Origin of the sequence: Duganella levis (assembly GCF_009857605.1) — a bacterium.
GTDB classification, from domain to species: Bacteria; Pseudomonadota; Gammaproteobacteria; order Burkholderiales; family Burkholderiaceae_D; genus Rugamonas; species Rugamonas levis.
In genome coordinates this window covers 106,250-124,919 of record NZ_WWCT01000014.1, presented here as the reverse complement: position 1 = coordinate 124,919, position 18,670 = coordinate 106,250, and the positions used below count along the sequence as shown (strand labels likewise).

19 protein-coding genes are annotated in these 18,670 nt (G+C 62.7%); 12 read left to right on the top strand and 7 right to left on the bottom strand.

The window, feature by feature from the left end; genetic code table 11:
• Window positions 1-100: 100 nt before the first annotated feature.
• A complete protein-coding gene (locus GTP69_RS17655) occupies window positions 101-1,051 on the top strand; it encodes a LysR family transcriptional regulator (protein ID WP_161056093.1) in 951 nt (316 codons plus the stop codon).
• On the opposite strand, the gene GTP69_RS17650 is transcribed toward GTP69_RS17655, so the two are convergent.
• Window positions 1,026-1,793 carry a class I SAM-dependent methyltransferase gene (locus tag GTP69_RS17650; RefSeq protein WP_161056092.1) on the bottom strand — a complete coding sequence of 256 codons (768 nt, stop codon included), beginning with the start codon at window positions 1,791-1,793 and terminating at the stop codon, window positions 1,026-1,028. The genes GTP69_RS17655 and GTP69_RS17650 overlap by 26 nt on opposite strands.
• Before the next feature lie 94 nt (window positions 1,794-1,887).
• On the opposite strand from GTP69_RS17650, the gene GTP69_RS17645 reads away from it, so the two are divergent.
• The 5 genes from GTP69_RS17645 to lpxC all read left to right on the top strand — a co-directional run bounded on the left by GTP69_RS17645 (window position 1,888) and on the right by lpxC (window position 6,170).
• The gene (locus tag GTP69_RS17645; RefSeq protein ID WP_161056091.1) at window positions 1,888-2,658 is read left to right on the top strand and encodes a helix-turn-helix transcriptional regulator; all 771 of its coding nucleotides are present in this window, start codon (window positions 1,888-1,890) and stop codon (window positions 2,656-2,658) included.
• A 58-nt stretch (window positions 2,659-2,716) separates the two neighbouring features.
• A complete protein-coding gene (locus GTP69_RS17640; RefSeq protein ID WP_161056090.1) occupies window positions 2,717-3,265 on the top strand; it encodes a TetR/AcrR family transcriptional regulator in 549 nt (182 codons plus the stop codon).
• Window positions 3,262-4,230 (top strand): NAD-dependent epimerase/dehydratase family protein, encoded by a 969-nt coding sequence (locus tag GTP69_RS17635; RefSeq protein ID WP_161056089.1) that lies wholly within the window; start codon window positions 3,262-3,264, stop codon window positions 4,228-4,230. Before GTP69_RS17640 ends, GTP69_RS17635 begins: the two co-directional genes overlap by 4 nt.
• 138 nt (window positions 4,231-4,368) lie before the next feature.
• Window positions 4,369-5,211 carry a DMT family transporter gene (locus GTP69_RS17630; protein ID WP_161056088.1) on the top strand — a complete coding sequence of 281 codons (843 nt, stop codon included), beginning with the start codon at window positions 4,369-4,371 and terminating at the stop codon, window positions 5,209-5,211.
• 23 nt (window positions 5,212-5,234) lie between these two features.
• The gene (gene lpxC, locus GTP69_RS17625; RefSeq protein ID WP_161056087.1) at window positions 5,235-6,170 is read left to right on the top strand and encodes a UDP-3-O-acyl-N-acetylglucosamine deacetylase; all 936 of its coding nucleotides are present in this window, start codon (window positions 5,235-5,237) and stop codon (window positions 6,168-6,170) included.
• 4 nt (window positions 6,171-6,174) lie between these two features.
• Here the strand turns inward: lpxC and GTP69_RS17620 are convergent, their stop codons facing one another.
• A complete protein-coding gene (locus GTP69_RS17620) occupies window positions 6,175-6,672 on the bottom strand; it encodes a DciA family protein (RefSeq protein WP_161056086.1) in 498 nt (165 codons plus the stop codon).
• A 211-nt stretch (window positions 6,673-6,883) separates the two neighbouring features.
• Here GTP69_RS17620 and secA point away from each other — a divergent pair, with 211 nt between their 5' ends.
• Both secA and GTP69_RS17610 read left to right on the top strand, forming a co-directional pair.
• Entirely contained in the window at window positions 6,884-9,667 is a 2,784-nt protein-coding gene (gene secA, locus GTP69_RS17615; protein WP_161056085.1) for a preprotein translocase subunit SecA, read from the top strand.
• 82 nt (window positions 9,668-9,749) lie between these two features.
• Window positions 9,750-10,937: a sensor histidine kinase gene (locus GTP69_RS17610; RefSeq protein WP_161056084.1), complete on the top strand. Its 1,188-nt coding sequence runs from the start codon at window positions 9,750-9,752 to the stop codon at window positions 10,935-10,937.
• Window positions 10,938-10,942: 5 nt separating this feature from the next.
• On the opposite strand, the gene GTP69_RS17605 is transcribed toward GTP69_RS17610, so the two are convergent.
• The gene (locus tag GTP69_RS17605) at window positions 10,943-11,362 is read right to left on the bottom strand and encodes a DUF4019 domain-containing protein (protein ID WP_161056083.1); all 420 of its coding nucleotides are present in this window, start codon (window positions 11,360-11,362) and stop codon (window positions 10,943-10,945) included.
• Between the two features lie 161 nt (window positions 11,363-11,523).
• Between GTP69_RS17605 and GTP69_RS17600 the strand changes: the two genes are divergently transcribed.
• Window positions 11,524-11,931: an RpnC/YadD family protein gene (locus GTP69_RS17600; RefSeq protein WP_161056082.1), complete on the top strand. Its 408-nt coding sequence runs from the start codon at window positions 11,524-11,526 to the stop codon at window positions 11,929-11,931.
• A 32-nt stretch (window positions 11,932-11,963) separates the two neighbouring features.
• On the opposite strand, the gene GTP69_RS17595 is transcribed toward GTP69_RS17600, so the two are convergent.
• The 3 genes from GTP69_RS17595 to GTP69_RS17585 all read right to left on the bottom strand — a co-directional run bounded on the left by GTP69_RS17595 (window position 11,964) and on the right by GTP69_RS17585 (window position 15,675).
• A complete protein-coding gene (locus GTP69_RS17595; protein ID WP_229261025.1) occupies window positions 11,964-13,922 on the bottom strand; it encodes an ATP-binding protein in 1,959 nt (652 codons plus the stop codon).
• 111 nt (window positions 13,923-14,033) lie between these two features.
• A complete protein-coding gene (locus GTP69_RS17590; RefSeq protein WP_161056080.1) occupies window positions 14,034-14,441 on the bottom strand; it encodes a type 2 periplasmic-binding domain-containing protein in 408 nt (135 codons plus the stop codon).
• A 16-nt stretch (window positions 14,442-14,457) separates the two neighbouring features.
• A complete protein-coding gene (locus tag GTP69_RS17585; protein WP_161056079.1) occupies window positions 14,458-15,675 on the bottom strand; it encodes a porin in 1,218 nt (405 codons plus the stop codon).
• 330 nt (window positions 15,676-16,005) lie between these two features.
• Here GTP69_RS17585 and argJ point away from each other — a divergent pair, with 330 nt between their 5' ends.
• Genes argJ through GTP69_RS17570 form a run of 3 tightly spaced genes read left to right on the top strand, consistent with a single transcriptional unit; the run spans window position 16,006 to window position 18,510 of the window.
• A complete protein-coding gene (argJ, locus tag GTP69_RS17580) occupies window positions 16,006-17,244 on the top strand; it encodes a bifunctional glutamate N-acetyltransferase/amino-acid acetyltransferase ArgJ (RefSeq protein WP_161056078.1) in 1,239 nt (412 codons plus the stop codon).
• Window position 17,245: 1 nt separating this feature from the next.
• Window positions 17,246-18,115 (top strand): ATP-binding protein, encoded by an 870-nt coding sequence (locus GTP69_RS17575; RefSeq protein WP_161056077.1) that lies wholly within the window; start codon window positions 17,246-17,248, stop codon window positions 18,113-18,115.
• A complete protein-coding gene (locus GTP69_RS17570; protein WP_161056076.1) occupies window positions 18,112-18,510 on the top strand; it encodes an NUDIX domain-containing protein in 399 nt (132 codons plus the stop codon). The genes GTP69_RS17575 and GTP69_RS17570 overlap by 4 nt, the downstream gene beginning before the upstream one ends.
• Here the strand turns inward: GTP69_RS17570 and GTP69_RS17565 are convergent.
• On the bottom strand, window positions 18,495-18,668 hold the full coding sequence (locus GTP69_RS17565; protein ID WP_161056075.1) for a DNA gyrase inhibitor YacG: 174 nt from the start codon (window positions 18,666-18,668) through the stop codon (window positions 18,495-18,497). The two genes, GTP69_RS17570 and GTP69_RS17565, sit on opposite strands and share 16 nt — an antisense overlap.
• Window positions 18,669-18,670: the final 2 nt, after the last annotated feature.

Here is an 18,670-nt window from a genome sequence, read left to right as displayed (position 1 = left end):
TGTTTGCTCCTGGAATTTAGCGCGCTCGGCGCTGACAGGAACAAGATTAGGTTGATGCCATAAGTTTGACAATGCGGCTAGGATTCGTTTTAATCATGCCATGACGGCACAAATTGGACTGGAACGGTTGACGGGATTGATTGCCTTTGCGCGCGCGGCGTCGCTGGGCAGCTATACGGCTGCGGCACGTTCGCTGGCGATCTCGCCGTCGGCGGTCAGTAAGAGCGTGCAGCGGCTGGAGCATCAGTTGGGACTGTCGCTGTTCACGCGCACCACGCGTTCGCTGACCTTGACCGCCGAGGGACGCGACCTGCACGAGCGCGCGCTGCGCTTGCTGCGCGAGGCGGAGGAAATCGAGCAGGCGGTGCTGAGCGCCAAGGCTGAGCCGGCCGGCACGTTGCGGGTCGCCGCGCCGCTGCCGATCGGCACGCAGATCCTGGTGCCGCAGATGGCCTTGCTGAAGCAGCGCTTTCCCAAGCTATCCATCGACCTGCGCCTGGGCGACGAGTTTGTCGACCTGATCAAGGAAGGCATTGACGTCGCCATCCGCGTCGGCGACCTGGCGGATTCGCGCCTGATCTCGCGCCGGCTGGCGCCGCACCGGCTGTGTGCATTTGCTTCGCCGGCCTACCTGGCGGCACGCGGCACGCCGCAGCATCCGGACGATCTGGCGCAGCATGATTGCGTCAACTTCCGCTTCCAAAGCTCGGGGCAGTTGCTGAAGTGGCCCTTCATGCTGCATGGCCGCGTGATGGAAGTGACGCCATCCAGCTGGGCGGTCGTCAACGCCAGCGACGCCGTCGCCGAGATGGTGGCGGGGCAGGGCGGCATCGGCATGTCGCCGACCTATGTGGCTGCCCGTTACGTAGCGCGCGGCGAGCTGGTGCCGGTGCTGGCCGACTACGCGGTCGACCGTTCGACCATTACCGCGCTGTGGCCGCAAAGCCGGCGCGGCAATCCCAACGTCAAGGCTTTCCTCAGTTTCCTCGACACCGTGTTCCCGGAACAGACGCCGTGGGACGCCGTCATTGCGGCCGCTGCGCAGCCTTGAACAGCGTGGCGTCGATGGTGAAGGAATCGTCGGCCTGCACGGCGAAGTAGTCGCGCGTTTCCTCCGGTGCGGTGCGGAACAGGCTGCGGATGGCGGCGACGCGCTCGGCCGGCGTGCGCATGCGCGCGGTCCAGTCGTCGAACTTCATGTCCAGCTTCCAGTCGTTGACGCGCTCGCTCGTGAAGCCGGCGTCATCCAGCATCTTCGTCCATTCCGAAGGCCGGTAGTCGCGCACGTGCGAGCCGTCGCGCAACAGTTCCACCGCTTGCAGCGTGGTGTCGTGCAGCGGCATTTCCGGCGCGGTGACGTCGATGATGACGAACACGCCGCGCGGCTTCAGCACGCGCTTTACTTCGCGCAGCGCGGCCGGCACATCCAGCCAGTGGTGGGCCGAAAAGCGCGTCACCACCATGCAGAAAGAGGCGTCGGCAAACGGCAGGCTGGCGACGTTGCCCTGCTGCGTGCCGATGTTGCCGAGGCCACGATCACGCGCCGCGTTGGCCACCACGGACAGCATTTCCGGCGACAGATCGAACGCCGTCACCGATGCCGCCACCGGCGCCACCGCAAAGCTGGCGTGGCCGGCGCCGCAGCCCAGGTCCAGCACCACCGGCGGCTTTGGCACGGCGGCGGCGATCGCGCGCAATTGTACAAGGTCGGCTCCTTGCGAGTGGACCGTGCTGGTCAGGTAGGCGCTGGCGGTATTGCCGAACTGCCGGGCGACAACGGCTTGCTGTTGCATGATGTTTTCTCCAAAAGTGGGATCAGTCAGGGCAGAATAGGTGGGTTTTTATCCTGTAACAAGACAAGGATTTATCCTGGTATAAGGGACTACCATGCAAGACAAGCTTGGCGATTTCATCCGCGCGCATCGCGAGCGCATCACGCCGGAAAGCGTCGGCTTGCCGGCCGGCGGCCGCCGCCGCACACCGGGCCTGCGGCGCGAGGAACTGGCGCAGCTGTGCGATGTCAGCCCGACCTGGCTGACGTGGCTGGAGCAGGGCAGGGAGGTGTCGGCGTCCGGCAAGCTGCTGGCGCGCATGGCCGAGGTGCTGCACCTGAGCGCTGCCGAGCGCAGCTATCTGTTCAGCCTGGCCGAGCGGCTGGACCCGCAGCACGATGCGGAGGCGGCGCCTGACGGCGAGTCGCTGGACGATATCGTCGCCGCCATCGATGCGCCGGCCTACATGCTGGACCGGCAGTGGGACGCGGTGGCCTGGAACGCCCACGCGGCGGCGCTGTTCGGCGGCTGGCTGGATGTGGCCTCGTCGTCGGCGCGGCCCAACCTGCTGCGCTTCATGTTCCGCAGCGCCGCCGCGCGCGGCCTGATTGTCGACTGGGAAGACCGTGCGCGCCGGCTGGTCGCCGAATTCCGCGCCGACATCGGCCGGCACGCCGGCCAGCAACCGTTGGCCTCATTGATCGCCGATCTGTCGCAGGACAGCGCCGAATTCCGCGCGCTGTGGCCGCTGCAGGACGTGGTCAGCCGCGAGGGCGGGCTGCGCCGTTTCCAGCATCCCAGCATGGGCGAACTCAGCTTCAACCAGGTCACGCTGCACCTGGCCAAGCGCCACGATCTGAAGCTGGTGATGCTGCTGCCTGCTTGACAAACAAACGCCCGATAATTAATATCCGACCGGTTGGATATAAATTATCGAGGATGTGATGGGGCGTAAGCGGGTAATCGATCAGGAGCAGATTCTGGATGCGGCCGAGAAGGTGGTGGCGCGGGATGGGGCGGCGCGGCTGACGCTGGAGTCCGTTGCTGAGCTGGCGGGCATCAGCAAGGCCAGCGTGCTGTATGACTTTAAATCCAAGCAGGCGTTGATCGCGGCCGTGGTCGAGCGCGCCGTGCGCAACGATAACGCGTTTAACGATGGCGTCACCGCCAGCTTGGGCGATGTGCCAAGCGCCGCCATTCGAGGCCGCATCGCTGCCGCTGCGCAACCGCTGCCGGAAGAGTTCCGCGCTACCGCGCTGAACCTGTGCGCCGCGCTGGCGCAGGACCGCGAATTGCGCGCCACGGTGCAGGAAAATCAGGCGGCCGTGATCGCCAAGGTGGCGGCCGACGCCGCTCATCCGCGCGGCGCGCTGCTGGCCTACCTCGCACTGGAAGGCTTGAAGCTGCTGGAGGCGATGGATCTGCACCATTTGCCCGCCGCCCAGCGCGCGCAGGTTCTTGCGGACATCGACTGGTTGGTGGACGCCAGATGAGCCGCATCTTCATCACCGGCGGCAGCGGCTATGTGGGCCGCAACCTGATCCGCCATTTCATCGCGCGCGGCGACACCGTCATCGCACTCGCCCGCAGTGCGCAAGCGGCGGCGGCCGTGCAGGCCTGCGGCGCCACGGCGGAGCAGGGCGATCTGCTGTTGCCATCGCTCAGCAGCGCCATGCACGGCTGCGACACGCTGATCCATGCCGCTGCCGACACCAACCACGGCTGGTGCACGCCGGCGCAGCGGCAGACCAATCTGGACGGCACGCGTCATGTGTTGGCATCCGCGCGCCATGCCGGCATCCAGCGCGTGATCCACATCAGCACCGAGTCGGTGTTGCTGAACGGTGAGCCGCTGGTCAACGCCACCGAAGAGCATGAATTTCCGTCCAAACCGGCCGGCGGCTACTCGCGCACCAAGGCCGAAGCGGAGCGCATCGCGCTGTCCTTCGCCAATGAGGCGATGTCGGTGGTAGTGCTGCGGCCGCGCTTTGTCTGGGGACGCGACGACACCACCGCGCTGCCGCAACTGGTAGCCGCCGCGCGCGCCGGCAAGCTGGCGTGGATCGACGGCGGCGACTATCACACCTCCATCACCCACATCGCCAATCTGTGCGAAGGCGTCGACAAGGCATTGCAGCACGGCGCCAACGGCCACGTGTATTTCATCACCGATGGCGAGCCGGTGGTGTTCCGCGATTTCATCTCGCGCCTGCTGGCCACGCAAGGTCTCAGCGTGCCGGACAAGAACGTGCCGCGCGCGCTGCTGCGCAAGCTGGCCGCTGTCGGCGATGTGCTGGCGGCGCTCAGCCGTGGCCTCATCAAGCCGCCCATCACGCGCCAGGAATACGCCACCATGGCGGTCGAAGTGACGCTGGACATCAGCAAGGCGCGGCGCGAGCTGCACTACGCGCCGGTGATCAGCACCAGCGCCGGGCTGGACGAGTTGCGCGCCGCCTGAAGCGCGACGGAGCGCTTGCTATAATGGCAGCGACGGCGTCACGCGCCGTGCTGGCTCCGGGCGTCGCCATGATGACGTTCTCTCCATCGGGAGCTTCCTCTGTCCAGTCGTCAAGAAAACCTGCACAGCATCTACGCGATGCTGACTGCGGTTGCCATGTTCTCGTTCATGGACACCAGCATGAAGCTGCTGTCCGCCCATTACCCCGCCATGCAGGTCACGGCGCTGCGCTCGCTCAGTTCGCTGCCGCTGCTGTGCGGCTACATGCTGTACCGCGGCGCGTTCAAGACGGTGCTGCGCGTGCGCTGGCCGATGCACGTGTTCCGCGCCGTACTCGGCATCGCCATGCTGACTACCTTTGCCTATGGCCTGAAGTCGCTGTCGCTGGCCGAGGCGTATTCGATCTTCTTCATCGCGCCGGCGCTGATTACGGCGCTGTCGGTGTGGGTGCTGAAAGAGCACGTGGTGGCCGGCCAGTGGGTGGCGATCGCGGTCGGGCTGCTGGGCGTGCTGGTGGTGCTACGGCCCGAAGGCACGGGCTTTCTGTCGCTGGGCGGCCTGGCAATTCTGGCGGCGGCGGCCTGCTATGCGGTGTCGGCCATCAGCGCGCGCGTGCTGGCGCGCACCGACAGCACCGAGTCGATGATGTTCTGGCTGCTGACGCTGATGGCGGCTGGCGCGGTGGCGCTGTCGTACAACATCTGGGTGCCGGTGCGCGCCGAGCATGGCTGGATACTGCTGGCGCTGGCCTTATCCGGCTTCTTCGGTCAGCTGGCCATTACCAAGGCATTCAGCACCGGCAAGGCGTCGATCGTGGCGCCGTTCGAGTACACGGCGCTGGCCTGGGGCGTGGCGATCGATTGGCTGTTATGGCAGGCGCTGCCGGACGGCTATACGCTGCTGGGCGCCGGCATCATCATCGCCAGCGGCGTCTACCTGGTGCGGCGCGAAGCGGTCCATGTTGAAGCCGAGCATCCTTGACCACAGTTCGCTATAATCGCCTGATGTTAAAACAACGCACTATCAAAGAACTGGTCCGCACCACGGGTGTGGGCCTGCACTCCGGCACCAAGGTGGAACTGACCTTGCGCCCGGCCGCGCCGGATACCGGCATCGTGTTCCGCCGCGTCGACCTCGACCCGATCGTGGAATTCCCGTCGAGCGCGATGGCGGTGGGGGATACCCGCATGGCCTCGGTGCTGGTGAAGGATGGCGCGCGCGTCTCCACCGTGGAGCATCTGATGTCGGCCTGCGCCGGGCTCGGAATTGACAATCTGTACATCGAAGTCAGCGCCGAAGAAATCCCGATCATGGATGGCTCGGCGTCGTCCTTCGTATTCTTATTGCAACAGGCTGGCGTGCTGGAGCAGCCTGCGGCCAAGAAATTCATCCGCGTGCTGAAGCCGGTCGAAATCCGCGAAGGCACGGGCGACAAGGAAAAATGGGCCCGCCTGCTGCCGCATGACGGCTTCAAGCTGGACTTCTTCATCGAGTTCAACCACCCGGCGGTGGACGGCACGCAGCAGCGCGCGCATGTGGATTTCGGCGATGTCTCCTACGTGCACGACGTTGCGCGTGCGCGCACCTTCGGCTTCATGCAGGACGTGGAAATGCTGCGCGGGATCGGCCTGGCGCGCGGCGGTTCGCTGGAAAACGCGATTGTGATGGATGAATACCGCATCCTGAATTCGGACGGCCTGCGCTATGAAGACGAGTTCGTGCGCCACAAAATCCTCGACGCGATTGGCGACCTGTACCTGGTCGGCCATCCGCTACTGGCCAGCTACGAAGCGCACAAGTCCGGCCACGCGCTGAACAACCAGCTGCTGCTGGAGTTGCTCAAGCATCCGGACGCTTACGAAATCGTCACATTCGACAGCAACGATGCTCCGCCGCAATCCTACGTGCGCCAGATGGCGCGTGAGTGGGCACTAACTTAAGTTGTTAGCCGCCGCCCGCCCGGCGGCGCGCCACCATGGCTTTTACGGCGTCGATCAGCTGGCTGTTCTGCGGGCTGGCTTCCAGCGAGCTGCTGAGCTGATCGAAAGCTTCCACCGCCGCCGGCGGCAGTTCCAGTGCCCGCATCTTTTCCTTGATCTCGACCGCCTTGGTCATCTGCACCTTGAGCTTGACGGCGGCGACCTGCCAGCCGCGCCGCGCCAGCGTGTCTTGCAGTTTTGGTAATTGCTGCTTCAGCTTGGCCGCCAGCGCCGTGGTCGGCACTGACAGTATCAGCTGGCTGTCCTCAAACGCCAGGATCTCGCAATGCTTGAACATGGCCGGCAGGCAGTCGGCGCAATCCTTCTGCAGCCGTGCCATGCGCTCGATGGCCGGCAGCAACGCGGCCATGCGGTCGTTGCGGCGCAGGAAGTCGGTGGCGCCGACCGCAGTGGGGCGTTTGAGCGAGATATTGGAGGAGTTGAAGCGCATGCGGCGAAACATATCACAGATCGCCGCCACTCCCTAAAATGCTGACCAGCGGTTAAAATCGGGTTGATTTTGTGACATTGTTCACGTAGCGGCTATTGTTATATAGGCCAATATCCCAATGTACCACCGGACGCGTGATAAAATCACCGTCTTTTGCCATAGTCCAACTCAGTGCGTCAAGGCGCAGAGCTTTTTTTAACGGCGTTTTTTCAAGAACTCAAGCATGTCTTTTCTGACCAAGATTTTCGGCAGCCGCAATCAGCGCCTGCTCAAGCAATACCAAAAAACGGTACGCGAGATCAATGCGCTCGAACCGGCAATGGAAAAACTGTCGGACGCCGAGCTGCAAGCCAAAACGCCCGCCTTCAAGGCGCGCATCGCCAATGGCGAGACGCTGGACCAGATCCTGCCGGAAGCCTTTGCGGTCTGCCGCGAAGCGTCCAAGCGCGTGATGAAGATGCGTCACTTCGACGTGCAGATGATCGGCGGTATGGTGCTGCATTACGGCAAAATCGCCGAAATGGGCACCGGTGAAGGTAAAACCCTGACCGCGACCCTGCCGGCCTACCTGAATGCACTGTCCGGCCAGGGCGTGCACATCGTGACCGTCAATGATTACCTGGCGCAGCGCGACGCCGAGACCATGGCCAAGCTGTACAGCTGGCTGGGCCTGACCACCGGCATCAACCTGTCGCAGATGGAGCACGCCACCAAGCAGCAGGCTTACGCTTCGGACATCACCTACGGCACCAACAACGAATTCGGTTTCGACTACCTGCGCGACAACATGGTGTTCGACGCCAAGGACCGCGTGCAGCGCGTGCTGAACTTCGGCATCGTCGATGAAGTCGACTCGATCCTGATCGATGAAGCGCGTACGCCGCTGATCATCTCCGGCCAGGCCGAGAACCACACCGATCTGTACTACAAGATCAACGAACTGCCTAAGCTGCTGACGCTGCAAGTCGGCGAAGAAACCCCGGACGGCAAGGGCAAGGTCGAGGTGCCAGGCGACTACACCAAGGACGAAAAAGCCCACCAGGTGCTGCTGACCGAAGCCGGTCACGAGCGCGCTGAGGCGATCCTGACCCAGATGGGTCTGCTGCCGGAAGGCGCTTCGCTGTACGATTCGGCCAACATCACGCTGGTGCACCACCTGTACGCGGCCCTGCGTGCGCACGCGCTGTACTTCAAGGATCAGCACTACGTGGTGCAGAACAATGAAGTGGTGATCGTCGATGAATTCACCGGCCGTCTGATGACGGGCCGCCGCTGGTCCGACGGCCTGCACCAGGCAGTCGAGGCGAAAGAAGGCGTCAAGATCCAGAACGAGAACCAGACGCTGGCCTCGATCACCTTCCAGAACTACTTCCGCATGTATGCCAAGCTGTCCGGCATGACCGGCACGGCCGATACCGAAGCCTACGAATTCCAGGAAATTTATGGCCTGGAAACCGTGGTGATTCCACCGAACCGTCCATCGGCCCGCAAGGACCGCCAGGACCAGGTATACAAATCGGCGCAAGAGAAGTACAACGCCATGATGCTGGAAATCCGCGAGTGCTACGAGCGCGGCCAGCCAGTGCTGGTGGGCACCACGTCGATTGAGAACTCGGAACTGCTGTCGAGCATCCTGACCGGCGCCGGTCTGCCGCACAACGTGCTGAACGCGAAGCAACACGCTCGCGAAGCAGAGATCATTGCCCAGGCCGGTTCGCCGAAAGCCATCACCATCGCCACCAACATGGCCGGTCGTGGTACCGACATCGTGCTGGGTGGTAACGTTGAAAAGCAAATCCAGTTCGTCGAAGCCAATCCGGACCTGAGTGATGCCGACAAGGCCGCCCAGGCCCAGGCGCTGCGCGACGGCTGGCAAGCGCTGCACGAACAAGTGGTGGCGGCTGGCGGTTTGCATATCGTCGGCACCGAGCGCCACGAATCGCGCCGCGTCGATAATCAGCTGCGTGGCCGTGCCGCCCGTCAGGGTGACCCGGGCATGTCGCGCTTCTTCCTGTCGCTGGACGATCCGCTGCTGCGCATCTTCGCCGGTGACCGCGTGCGCGCCGTCATGGACCGTCTGAAGATGCCGGAAGGCGAGCCGATCGAGGCGGGCATCGTCAGCCGTTCGATCGAGTCCGCACAGCGCAAGGTTGAGGCCCGCAACTTCGATATCCGTAAGCAACTGCTGGAATACGATGACGTCGCCAACGACCAGCGTAAAGTGATTTACCAGCAGCGTAACGAGCTGCTGGAAGCGGTCGATATTTCGGAACTGATCCAGTCGCTGCGTCACGGCGCCTTTACCGACCTGGTGCGCGAATACGTGCCGGCGGAATCGGTGGAAGAACAGTGGAACCTGAAAGGCCTGCAAGCAGCCCTGGCTGCCGAGTGGCAGATCGATCTGCCGCTGGTGTCGATGGTGGAAGCCGAGCCTAACCTGAACGACGACGAGATTCTGGAACGCGTGATCGGTGCTGCCGATGCGCTGTACCAGTCGAAAATCGACATCGTCGGCAAGGAATCGTTCGGCGGCTTCGAGCGTAACGTTATGCTGCAGTCGGTCGACTCGCACTGGCGTGAGCACCTGGCGGCGCTGGATCACCTGCGTCAAGGTATCCACCTGCGCGGCTATGCGCAGAAGAATCCGAAGCAGGAATACAAGCGCGAAGCGTTCGAACTGTTTGGCCAGATGCTGGAAATGATCAAGAACGAAGTCGTCAAGCTGATCATGACCGTTCGCATCCAGTCGCGTGAAGAGATCGACGCGGCGGAAGCGGCAATGCAGCAGTCGCACGTGGAAAACGTCAGCTACCAGCACGCCGCTTTCGACCCGAGCGCGGCACCGGAAGACTTGCTGGCGCCACCGCAATACACCGGCCTGCCGCCGGAACTGCAAAACCTGAGCGGCGAGCAGCTGATGGAACTGGGCCTGAAGGTCGGCCGTAATGATCCATGCCCATGCGGCAGTGGCAAGAAATACAAAGCCTGCCACGGCAAGCTGGCGTAACAAGCCGGACTGTTAGACAATAAACCCGTAACGCTGAAAAGCTTTACGGGTTTTTTATTTGGCAAGATATCGGAGGCGCGTCATGCAGCAGACTTTGGATGCGGATATCGCGACGATCGCGAAGATCAGCGCGGTGCCGACGATACTCGAAGCGGTGGCCGAGCTGACCGGGCTCGGCTTCGTCGGTATTGCGCGGGTGACGCCGACCTCGTGGCATGCCTGCGCCGTGCTCGATAAACTCGGTTACGGGCTGGAACCCGGCAGCGAACTGGATATCAGCACCACGCTGTGCCAGGAAGTGCAACATACGCGCTGCGCCGTCATCATCGATTCGGTCAGCGAAAGCGAACAGTACCGCGATCACCATACGCCCCGGATCTACGGTTTCGAGAGCTATTTCTCGATTCCCCTGTACCGTCCCAGCGGCGAGTACTTTGGCTCATTGTGCGGACTGCACCGTGAAAAAGCCGAGCTCAACAAGACTGCCACGCGCAACACGCTAATGCTGTTTGCCGACCTGATCAGCCGCCAGTTGGCCAGTGAAGTGGTGCTGGACGAGGCCCAGGCCGCCCTCAGCGACGAAATGAAGACGGCCAAGCTGCGTGAACAGTTCATCGCCATGCTGGGGCACGATATCCGCACGCCGCTGAGCACCATCATGAACGGCACCGAAATCCTGCGGCTGCGTGCGCCGGAATCGCTGAAGCCGCTGCTAGATACCATGCACCGCAGCAGCCACCGCATCGCCTCGCTGATCGATGATGTCACTGATTTCACGCGAGGACGCATGGGCGGAGGCATCTCGCTCAACCTGCTTCACGAGAGCCATCTGGAAACTTCGCTGCAGCAGGCGATTGCTGAGCTGCAAAGCGTGTTCCCGCAACGCCAGATCGTCGCCGAACTGCCTCAGGGCATTGCGTTGTTTTGCGATGCGCCGCGGCTGGTGCAGCTGCTGTCCAATCTGTTGAAGAACGCGATCATCCACGGCAGCCCGGCGGCGCCGGTGCAGGTCGAGGTGCAGCAGGCCAACGGCATGTTTGAGCTATCGGTGCGGAATAGCGGGCCGGCCATTCCGGAGGAAAAGCAGGCGCAGCTGTTCAAGCCGTTCTGGCGCTCAGACAATGCGACAGGCGGCCAAGGGCTGGGACTGGGCCTGTTCATCGCCTCGGAGATCGCCATCTCGCATGGCGGCGTGCTGGAAGTGATCTCGACCGACGACGCCACCACCTTTACTTACCGTGCCCGCATCGCCGGGCCGGTGCAGGCGTAATTCTCTTACTGGGCCGGCTTCTTGTCGTCCGCCAGGATGCCGTAGCCGGAGACGCGCCATACGCCATCCTTCTCGCGTACAGTGGTCACGCTTTCGCGGACGTTGTGGTTGTTCTCGTAGTCGGAAACGTACTCGAAGGTGATGGTGGCCGGCTTGACGGTGGCTGACTTGTAGCTGCGTCCCTTCAGCGTGCCTAGCGGCAGATGGACGGTACTGGCCAACAAGTTCCAGGCGATCTTGGGCATATCCTTGCGCACGCTTTCGGCACCGCTGTTCCAGGCGGCCGAATACTCCTCCGCATCCATCAGCTTCATGAAACGCTCGGTAGCGGCACGCGCATCGCTCACCTCCTTGGCGCCCTGGGCGAACACGCCGCCGCTGACCGACAGCATGCCGGCCAGCACAAGGGAAGACAGTTTCTTCATGATCAAATCTCCGGGTAAATGAACTCAGGACATCCTAAGCCGGATTCAATGGTCAAGTCATCCGCATGCGATGAACTGCAAAAAATGGCGACTCAGCTGTAGCTTTATGCACGCAGCAGGCCCGGCATGATCCTGCTCAGCTCTACGCAGCCAAGTGGCAGTTGACCAAGCTTCTGTATCAACATGGGTGGCGCAAACAGCGCATAATTGTGCTGTTCAAAGTAATCGACTGGATGATGGCCTTGCCTGAGCTGCATCAGGAGCGTTATTGGCGGGATCTTCTTAAGCTGGAAAAGGAGCGGAAGATGGAATGGATCAGCCCACTGGAACAGTCGTTCATCGACAAAGGCTGGCGCAAAGGCATGGAGCAAGGCATGGAGCAAGGCATGGAGCGAGGGCGCGAACAAGGCTTGGCGCTGGGCCGCAAGGAGGGCGCATTGGCGCTGCTTGAGCGGCAGCTCACACGCCGTTTTGGCGCATTGCCTAAGACTACGCGGAGCAAACTGCGAAAGCCACGCTGGAGCAACTCGAAGCCTGGAGCGATGCGCTACCGGAGTCGCAATCGCTGAAACAGGTGTTCGACTAAGTGCCTGCAGATAACTTATTTATTCTCCCGCTGCGGCGCCACGCGGGGCAGCAGCATGCGGATGGTGGTGCCGGCGCCCAGCGACGAGTCGATGCTGATACGGCCGCCCAGCACGCCGGTAACGATGTTATAGACGATGTTCATGCCCAGCCCGGTGCCGCCCTGGCCCATCTTGGTGGTGAAGAAGGGATCGAACACGCGCTTGAGCACATCGTCGCCCATGCCGCTGCCGTTGTCGCTGAACGCCAGTGCGATGATATCGCCTTCCAGCCGCTCGGCGCTGACGGTAATGGCGGCGCCCTGACGCCGTTCAAACGCATGCGTCAGGGAGTTGTTGATCAGGTTGTTGAGGATCTGGTACAGCCCGCCCGGATACGAATCCAGCACCAGCCCGGCCGGAATCTGCAGCGTCACTTCGCACGGCACCCGGCGCAGGCGCGGCATGTAGGTGGCGATGGTGTCCTGCACCGCCGCCAGCAGGTCGAACGCGCGCCGCTGGTCATTGGTCTGGTCGACCGCGATCTGCTTGAACGACGCGATCAGCTCGGCCGCCTTGTGCAGCGAACCGGAAATCAAAGTGCTGGCGGTGCACACCTCGTCCAGGTGCGCGGTCAGTTGCGAACGGCGCAAGTTGCCGGCGCTGACCTGCTGCTCGAAGTCCAGCACGCGGTCGTGCAGCGCGGTGGAGGCCAGCAGGCTGTTGCCGATCGGCGTATTCAGTTCATGCGCGATGCCGGCCACCAGCGAGCCCAGCGACGCCATCTTTTCCGACGACAGCAGCTCATGCTGCGTATGGCGCAGCGTTTGCAGCGTGGCGTTCAGCTCGCCGTTGGCGCGCTCCAACGCGGCCGAGCGTTCGCGTACCCGGCTTTCCAGCGAGACGTTGAGATCCTTCAGTTCGCGCTTGGCGTTCAGTTCCTCGGTCAGGTCCAGCAGCGCCCAGATGATGACGTCGCTGCCATCCTGGGTCAGCGACGACGACCAGATCGCCACGCTGCCAACGCTGCCGTCGGGCAGCAGCACGCCGGCGATCGCGCCTTGCACCGCGCCTTCCGCGCGGTAGATTTGCCAGATGCGTTCGCGCTCGACCGCGCTGGCCCAGAACGGCACTTCGTTGCTGCGCTTGCCGATGATGTTGTCGGCCGCGCTGCCAAAGGTGTAGCGTACCGCGCGGTTGGCGGCGACGATGCGGCCTTCGCGGTCCGACACGGTCAGCGGCAGCGGCGCCATGTCAAATAACGTTTTAAACCGTGCCTCCGATTCCGACAGCCGCCGCTGCGATTGCTCCAGCTGCGCGATGCGTTCGCGCAGCGCCGCGCTCATGGTGTTCAGCGTGCGCGCAAAGATAGCGATCTCATCGTCGCCATGTACCGGCAGTGCCTTGCTGTAATCGCCCAACGCCATCTGTTGCGATTCGCCAGTCAGCGCCTGCAGCCGGCGGCCGATGCCGTAAGTGAAGATGTAGAACATCAGCACCCCCAGCGCAAAGCCGAACAGCGCAATCACGCAGCTCTGCATCAGCACCTCGTCGCGCGCCTGGCGCAGGTCTTTGGTGCTGAGGCCGAAGTTGATGCTGCCGATGCGGTTATCGGCCAGCAGCAGCGGGGCGCGTGCGTGCAGGGTGGCGCCATCGATCAGCGTGCGCGCGCCTTTGAAGCTGTCGCCGGCCTGGCGCAGTTGCGGCGGCAGCGGTTGGTCGCGCTTGCCGACCGCGATGATCGGGCTGTCGTGTTCGTCGAGGATGGTGAGGTAGCGCAGGAAGCTGTCGTCCGGATCGGACAACATTTCGGTGAGGTAGTTATTCAGTTCGGGCAGCCGTCCGCGCGTGGCGTAGGGGCTGAAGGAGAGGTTGAGCGTGACGGCGTATTCCTGGGCGACGCGTTCGGCATTGCTGTTGACCGCGTGGTTCATCAGCCGCAGGCCGTTCCAGATCAGCAGGCCCACCACCAGCGCCTGCACTACGGCACTGAGCATCAGAAACTTCGCGCGTAGCGATAAACTCAAAACGGTCACTCCTTTTGGCGAGGCCAGGAGCGCACGCGCCTGCCGCGCGGATGGCGCAGCAGGCTGGCAGGGCGACCTGGATTAAGGCAGGGTCAAAATCACTTTGACAGTATCGTCAACTGCCGACTTGTCAATATACCCGATTGCTTTCGGATCGGCAGCAACTGCTTTCTTGACGTCGGCACTGTTCGGATATTCCTTCGGTGGCGTGGCCTTGCCGGTGAACACCAGCTTGGACCACAGCGCCTTGACTTGCGCCGCATCCTTGTCCGCTACTTTTTTGTAGAACTCGTTGCGGATGGCCGAACCGTCGGCCTGGTCAACCGGCGTGAACAGGTTGGATTTGCCGAGGAAGAATTGCGACGCCTGTTCCGAGAACATGCGCGTGGCCGGATTCTGCTTGCTGACGATGACGACGATTTCGGCCGAAGCCGGGAGGGCAGCTGCGCCCAAGGCGGACAGCAGCAGAACGCTGAGTAATTTTTTCATTATTGGTGTCTCCCGATCAGAATACGAAGTCCAGGCCGGCGGCGACCACGGTAACGTCTTTGTTGTAGCCGGCGGCTGGCACGTTGATCAGCAGGCCCGATTTGGCTTTAGGCTTGACGCGGTCCACCTGCACTTTCAGTGCGACCGATTTGGCGAAGTCCCAACGCACGCCGACGATGTCCGAGGTTTGCTCGGCCGACGTCAGCAGGCCGGTAACGGCGGTGTTCAGGGCTGGCACGCGGGCCAGTGCGGCCGGCGTGGTGACCGAGCTGCCTGCGCCTTTGGCCGAAGCGTGCGCGTAGTACGGCAGCACTTTGCCGACGCGGTAGCCGACCATGGTGTACCAGGAATTGGTGTCCGGCAGGTAGACGGCTTCTTTGGCGCGGCGCTGCGCGTACTCGGCCTGGGCAACGATGTTATTCCAGTCCATGGTGCCGCCGATCGAGGTGAAGGCGATCTTCTTGCCGCTGGTGAAGGTCAGGTCCGACGCCAGCTGGGTGAAGCCGACGGTGTTCAGCGTGGTGGTCAGGCCGTTGATCGGTTGCAGGTCGTTGATGTGCATGTCGGCGCGCGCGTGGGCGAAGCGCAGCAGGAACGGACCGTATTCGCCCGACACGCTCAGGCCAGCGGCCGGGGCGCGGTAGGTGGCGGTCGAGCCGGCGCCGGAGGAGACGAACAGCTTGCCGCGGCTGACGCCGGCGAAGGCCTGGGCCGTGAAGTTCAGCTCGCCAAACGCGTGCTGGTAGTTGATGTCGGCGCCGTCCGAGTTTTCAATCGGATTCTGGCTGTACATCTCGATCGGCGGACGCATCATGGTGTTGGCGTAGCCGACGTTCTGGTAATCGGAAATCAGGAAGGTCGGCACCACCACGCGGCCGACGCGGACCGACACTTCATCGTTGATGCGGGCTTTCAGGAAGGCCCAGGTCAGGTCGGTGGTGAAACTGTGTTCGGTGGCCTTGCGGGTCAGCACCTGCGCGGTGCCGGACAGCCAGTCGTTGATCTTGTAGGTTGCTTGCAGGCCGAGGTTGGTGTCGAGGCCGATGCGGGTGCTATCGCCGACGCCGTCGGCCTGGTTGTAGCGCGCGAATTTCGCGTCATCGGTATTGCTCTTGGCGACGCCGACGGTGCCGAAGCCGCTGATGCTCAGGTTGCCGTCATCCAGTGCGCCAGCTTGCGCCTGCATGGCGACGGTGGCAGCCAATACGGCAGCTACTAAAAGTTGCTTTTTCATGAGTTCAATCCTAGGGAGTTATTGTCGGTGTGACGGTTGTGCCGTCTTTTGTATTTATGAACAATGCGGGGATGGGGCATTCGGTTCTCACCTTAAATCAGTTTCCCCAAAGCATGAAAGAGGAAAACGATAAACCGAACGATCGTACTAAATTTCTGTGGTTTTTATGCAAAAAACCCTGTAAAAACAGCAGGTTGTACGATATCTCTCTAGTGATTTTTTAATAAATTTGATGTTCTGTTATCGGCGTACTCGTGGTTACAGCCCACGCGGCTGGCGGATCAGGTATTACAATAGCGGCTCCCTCTTTTCACCCACGAGATCACGAATATGGCCGTCAATTCCCCCCTGCCCATCGCCGCCGACCTGAAGCCCGTAGCGGGCATTGAAATCGGCTATGCCGAAGCCGGCATCAAGAAGCCGAATCGCAAGGATGTGCTGGTGATGAAACTGGCGCCGACCGCCACCGTGGCCGGCGTGTTCACGCTGAACCGCTTCTGCGCCGCGCCGGTGCAGATCTCCAAGGCCCACCTGGCGGCCGCCCAAACCAGCGGCAAGCCGATTGCCGCGCTGCTGGTCAACACCGGCAACGCCAACGCCGGCACCGGCGAACTGGGCCTGTCGCTGGCCAACGAAACCTGCACCGCATTGGCAGCGCAGCTGGGCGTGGACGCGGCGCAGATCCTGCCGTTCTCGACTGGCGTGATCCTGGAGCCGCTGCCGGCCGCCAAAGTGATCGCCGGCCTGCCGCAAGCCATCGCCGGCCTGAAGGCCGACAACTGGTACAACGCCGCCGAAGCCATCATGACCACCGACACGCAGCCGAAAGCCGGCTCGCGCACCGTTACCATCGGCGGCCACACGGTCACCATGACCGGCATCTCCAAAGGCGCCGGCATGATCAAGCCGAACATGGCGACCATGCTGGGCTACCTGGCGTTCGACGCCAAGGTGGCGCAGCCGGTGCTGGACCAGCTGGTCAAGCATGCAGCCGATCACTCGTTCAACTGCATCACCATCGACGGCGACACCTCGACCAACGATTCCTTCATGCTGATCGCCACCGGCGCCGGTGCGCTGGAAATCACCTCGGTCGAACAGCCGGAATACGCACAGCTGCGCGACGCCGTGACCGAACTGTCGCTGTTCCTGGCGCAAGCCATCGTGCGCGACGGCGAAGGCGCCACCAAGTTCATGAGCATCATCGTGGAAGAGGGCGCCAACGTGGAAGAGTGCCGCAAGATCGCTTACTCGATCGGCCATTCGCCGCTGGTGAAAACCGCCTTTTTCGCCTCCGACCCTAACCTGGGCCGCATCCTGGCCGCGATCGGCTACGCCGGCGTCGACGACCTCGACGTCAGCAAGCTGAACCTGTACCTGGACGACGTGTGGGTGGCCAAGAACGGCGGCCGTAATCCGGACTACAAGGAAGAAGACGGCCAGCGCATCATGAAGCAGAGCGAGATCACGGTACGCGTCAAGCTGGCGCGCGGCGCCGCCACGGCCACCGTGTACACCTGCGACCTGTCGCACGATTACGTGTCGATCAACGCCGACTACCGCTCGTAAGATGTCGGCCGCCCTCGACCAATTCCTTGCGCGCGCCGAAGCGCTGCTGGCGCGCGTGGAAGCCATCTTGCCGCCGGCTGCGCCGCAGCCCGAGTGGGAGCGTGGCTTTGCATTCCGCTGGCGCAAGCGCGCCAATGGCCCGAGCTATCTGCAGGCGGTGGCGCACGTGTCCAGCATTGCGCTGGACGACTTGCAGCACATCGGTCCGCAGAAAGAGCAGATTGAGCAGAACACCCGCCAGTTCGTGGCGGGCAAGCCGGCCAACAACGTGCTGCTGACCGGCGCGCGCGGCACCGGCAAGTCGTCGCTGATCAAGGCTTGCCTGAACCAGTTCGCCAAGGACGGCCTGCGCCTGATCGAGGTGGACAAGGCCGACCTGGCCGAGTTGCCGGACATCGTCGACCTGGTGGCGGCGCGGCCGGAGCGTTTCATCATCTTCTGCGACGACCTGTCGTTTGAAGAGGGCGAGAGCGGCTACAAGGCGCTGAAGGTGGCGCTGGACGGCAGCATCTCGGCGCAGTCGGACAATGTGCTGATTTACGCGACCTCGAACCGCCGTCACCTGCTGCCGGAGCGCATGTCCGACAACATGACGTACAAGCACGACGAGAACGGCGACCTGCATCCGGGCGAGACGGTGGAGGAAAAGATTTCGCTGTCCGAGCGTTTTGGCTTGTGGCTGACGTTCTATCCGTTCCGGCAGGATGATTACCTGGCGATTGTGGGTCACTGGCTGGCGTCGCTGGGTTGCACCGAGGCGCAGATCGAGGCGGCGCGTGGCGATGCCTTACGCTGGGCCTTGCAGCGCGGTTCGCGCTCGGGACGCGTGGCGTGGCAGTTCGCCAAGGATTACGCGGGGAAGCTGGCATGAAGCCGGTCGATGTCGCAGTAGGTATTCTGGTCAAGCCGAATGGCGATGTGCTGCTGGGCCAGCGTCCGGCCGGCAAGCCGTATGACGGTTACTGGGAATTCCCGGGCGGTAAAGTCGATCCGGGCGAGACGATACTGGAAGCGCTGAAGCGCGAGTTTGTCGAGGAACTCGGCTTGCAGATTCACAGCGCCGAGGAGTGGTGCGGCGTGGAATACGTGTATCCGCATGCGCATGTGCGGCTGCATTTCTACATCAGCCGCGACTGGTCGGGCGAACCGCAAAGCCTGGAAGGGCAAGCGTTTGCATGGCAGGGCGCGGTGGGAGTGGAGCCGCTGCTGCCAGCCACAATTCCATTGCTGGAGTGGCTGGAGCAGGTGCGTTACTCTTCTTCGTGAGGGTCTTTTGGCGGGGCTGCAGGAATCGCATACTTTTCCTCAGCCCAGGCGCCAAGGTCGATCTTTTTGCAGCGTTCCGAGCAGAACGGGCGGAACTTGTTTTCCGGTTTCCACTCAACTTTGGCGGAGCAGGTCGGGCATTCAACAACAGTGGTCATGA